3 protein-coding genes are annotated in these 3,502 nt (G+C 58.4%); all 3 read right to left on the reverse strand.

The annotated features are described in order from the left end of the window. A partial coding sequence (locus tag WB528_RS26095) for a glycosyltransferase (protein ID WP_423892145.1) occupies positions 1-1,415 on the reverse strand: 1,415 nt, incomplete at its 3' end. Between the two features lie 49 nt (positions 1,416-1,464). Next, positions 1,465-2,235 carry an FkbM family methyltransferase gene (locus tag WB528_RS26100; RefSeq protein ID WP_423892148.1) on the reverse strand — a complete coding sequence of 257 codons (771 nt, stop codon included), beginning with the start codon at positions 2,233-2,235 and terminating at the stop codon, positions 1,465-1,467. 112 nt (positions 2,236-2,347) lie between these two features. Further along, positions 2,348-3,502, reverse strand: a 1,155-nt coding sequence (locus tag WB528_RS26105) for a glycosyltransferase (RefSeq protein WP_423892150.1), incomplete at its 5' end; no start/stop codon positions are given.

Below are 3,502 nucleotides of genomic sequence, written 5' to 3' on the forward strand. Positions count from 1 at the left end.
GCAGACGCCAGCATCTTGACGGTGCCCGCCGTCAACGCGGCAGACGGCGGTACCGGCTTCACGGTTGCGGGGAGCGCCGTCCAGTCGTCCCGGCACGAAACCAGGCAATCGAACACGGCAGCGACAGTCTCCCGCCAACCCGGCCACGTAAAGGTGACAAGTCGCTGTTGTATTGCGTCATAGAATTCTGAATCCTCGAGCCGATCCAGAATGGTGGACAGGGAGTGTTCAGACTCGTCGAAAAAAACACCGTAATCACCGAGAATTTCCTCGGCAATCTCGGTCCTCAAGACAACCGATGGCTTGCGGTCCATCGATGCTTCCACCAAGGGAAGGCCGAATCCTTCCGCGAGCGAAGCAAAAACCAAGGCATGGCAGCGCACATACGCGAAGCTCAGATCGTCATCATCCAAATCATCAAACCAGAACAGTCTCGTTCCGAGATGGGCGGATTGCCGGATGCGCCATACGATATCCGACGACAGCCAGCCCGGACGGCCCGCGATGACTAAGGGACGACTGTACCCCGACGACCATTTGCGCTCGAGCACGTCGAGCACGCGCGCATGCCCCTTCTTCGGCTCGAGCGAGCCGACCATCAGCAGCGGACAACGCTCCGATTCGAACAAACTCTCAAGCCGCTTAGACCGCGCTGTCGGCTGATATGTTCCCACCGGCTGATAGCCGTTGTGTGCCGTCGTGAAGTGCCCTGCCTCGCCGAAATCTCGGGCAAACTTCCGCAAATCCTGTCGTGTCACCTCGGACACGCACACGAACGCCGACGCGTAATCCAGCGCCTGAGAAAGGTTGAGCCGAAACTGCTCGCGCCAGGGCGATTGGTACTGTTCCGCGAGCGTGATCGGCAGCAGATCGTGCACCAGCATGACGATCGTGCAGCCTTGCGCACGAATGCCGCGATAGATGGCCGGATCAACATCATGCCAGTAGGCGGGGGAAAACAGGAGGTCGCCGCTCTGCAGTGAAATGCGGTGCGGATTCGGCGCCCGATCCATCACGTAGAGATAGACATGCCGCGCAAGCTCAGTCAGACGCTCGTCGATACGATAGAAAACGGAATTTTTTCGCGGGTTGTCGAAGCGCCTTGCTACTGAATGGAGAAGCTTGCGCGCTACAGAGCGCCCCATTCGACCCGCGCCGTAGGCCAGCCCGCCGAATGAACGAATCGTCTTTCTAACCCCGCCGATTTCCTTCTGCTCACTCAGATACGCCGGCGGCGTGCCAGGAACCGGATGGACGACGAAAATTCCGCGCGCCTTCGGGACGACCGGGATGACTTCGATGCCGCTTAACTCACCCCAACGATAGCCCCATTCGACGTACCGTGCGACGACACGAGGCACCCCGCTCGGCTGGGCTTGAAAATTGATATACGAACAATCGATCAGAATTCGCATGTTTCGTCATCTCGCAAAGGATGCCGAACAAGCGGCCGGTGCCGAGCGACTATCGCGGCTCCAGACCCGCCGTTCGTGCGGCAATCACAAACTGATAGACTTTCTCCACAGGGCAGAAGACGTGATTCCACGACGTCGGAGAAAATTCGACGCGCGGCTCCTCTTTGATGAAGTCGGGACCCAAGGTGAAATTCAGATAGCGGTGATCGGCTGCAAAATTCTGAAAGAAAGCGAAGTTGCTCGGCTGGAGCAGCTCCAAGACGATCAAAGGTCTGGCCACGCGGACAAACTCCATTCCCCCTTCGAGCACGCCCTGCTCATGCCCCTCAACGTCGATCTTGATCATCGCCGCTCTATCAACGCCGTGCTCGGCGGCCCACGCGTCGAGGGTAGTCGCACTGACGTCGGTGGTGTTGAATTCGGCGCCAACCAGTTTGGCGTGAGCCAATTCGAACGACGAACTGGTCGAAAGGTAGCCCTTGTCGTTGATCGTTTCATAGAACTGCATCATGCCCGCGCCCCGCGATAGCGCCTGCGGCACGACCGTGATCCTGGCTGAAAATCCTTCATTCAGCTGCACGTTGCGCTGCAGTTTGGCGGCGATATCCGCCATCGGTTCAAAAGCTACGACGCGCACGGCGCGGGCGGCGGCGGCGGCGAGCAGGCTGTATAAGCCGGTATTGGCGCCGACATCGAGAAACAGCCCTTCATCCTGGATCAGCCAGGCGATGAGCAGCTGGGGCAGCGGCCTCTCATATTGCAGAAGGCCCCCCTCGCAAGCAGTTGCAACCACAAAGTCGCGACCGTCGAAGTCGTCCATTGCGAAGCGACGCTCCGGCTGGGGTGCGCGAAAACTGAAGAGCCTTTGCATCCCGATCTCCTGGAGAGAGCCACCGGCGCGGCGAGCGCCGCCGATTGCCTTTCAACGCGGATTAATTGCGGACGAGTGTTAACACCAGCGCTACGGCCGCGCACAGCAGGATGCTCAGCAGCACCGCAACCGCTCCTGTAACGAAGAGCCTGAATCGCCGGCTACGCTCGAAGATCGAGGCCCAGCCAGAACCGTGGCCACGCAAGGACTCAAAGCGCGGCCGCTCGGCGATGAACTGGCGACGGCGCCACATCGAAACGAGATCCAACAGATCAGCATGAGACAGCTGCGCCGTCCACAACGCGTCGAGCTCGAGCAGCGCCACGTCTGGCGTCTCGCGGTACCATAGTTCCCAGGGCTTCTTCACGATGTAGTGGATGATGCGCGCGGAAGAAGGCCGCGTGTCCGGTCCGCAATAGAACGAGTAGTGGCGCGTGAGGTTGTACTCGACCGGCAGATATTTCACGAATGGTGCAAGCAGATTGTTCAACAAGCCCTGATCGCCGTGATCATACGAATCCGTCGAATAGGTCTTCTCGTAAATGAGATCGCGGATTTCCTTCGACGGATCAAACGCCATGACACCACTGTTGAAGCGCGCGGTCCCTGCGTCTTCAATATAGTCAGGCGCACAACAGAAACCGGTTCGATCGAAAAGATCGTCCACGGACTGACGAACAAGGCAATCTGCATCCAGATAGACAATGCGATCGAGGCTCATAAGCCCGAACACCCACAACTTCGTCAACGTTTCGCCTATCTCCGCCCGGTGCGAGCGATACTTGTCGTTAAACAAGGTTGGCACTTCGAGGAAAAATACATTTTCGGCATTGTTGCGGAACTCCCATCGGCGAGTCGTCAGGACAATGACCGGAATACTCGAATGGCGGCGCAAGCTGGATAGCAGCACCTTTAAGCCGAAATCGTAACTGGGGGACGCCACGGTCACGTAGGCGCACTTCTTGCCCGAGCGGGCGAACAACGGATTTTGGTTCACCAAAGAACCGACATACTGATCGATCTGCGCGGACACCTGCTTCGTGATGGCGATGTCCCGAATGCTCAATCTATTGATGGAATAACGCGACTCCAGCCACATGTCAGAATACGCCCCTCCATATCGCGAGTGTTTACCACCTTTCTTCGAGAAAGGCACGATGCCAGCACGCGTCGGCGACCGGCGCGCCCCGCGCCCAAAGAAACGTCGCAGGCCAAA

The organism is Bradyrhizobium sp., assembly GCF_049586575.1.
Taxonomy (GTDB): Bacteria; Pseudomonadota; Alphaproteobacteria; order Rhizobiales; family Xanthobacteraceae; genus Bradyrhizobium.

Coding starts and splice junctions, on each gene's coding strand:
- WB528_RS26100 (WP_423892148.1), bottom strand. CDS start 2,235: ATGGACGACTTCGACGGTCGCGACTTTGTGGTTGCAACTGCTTGCGAG.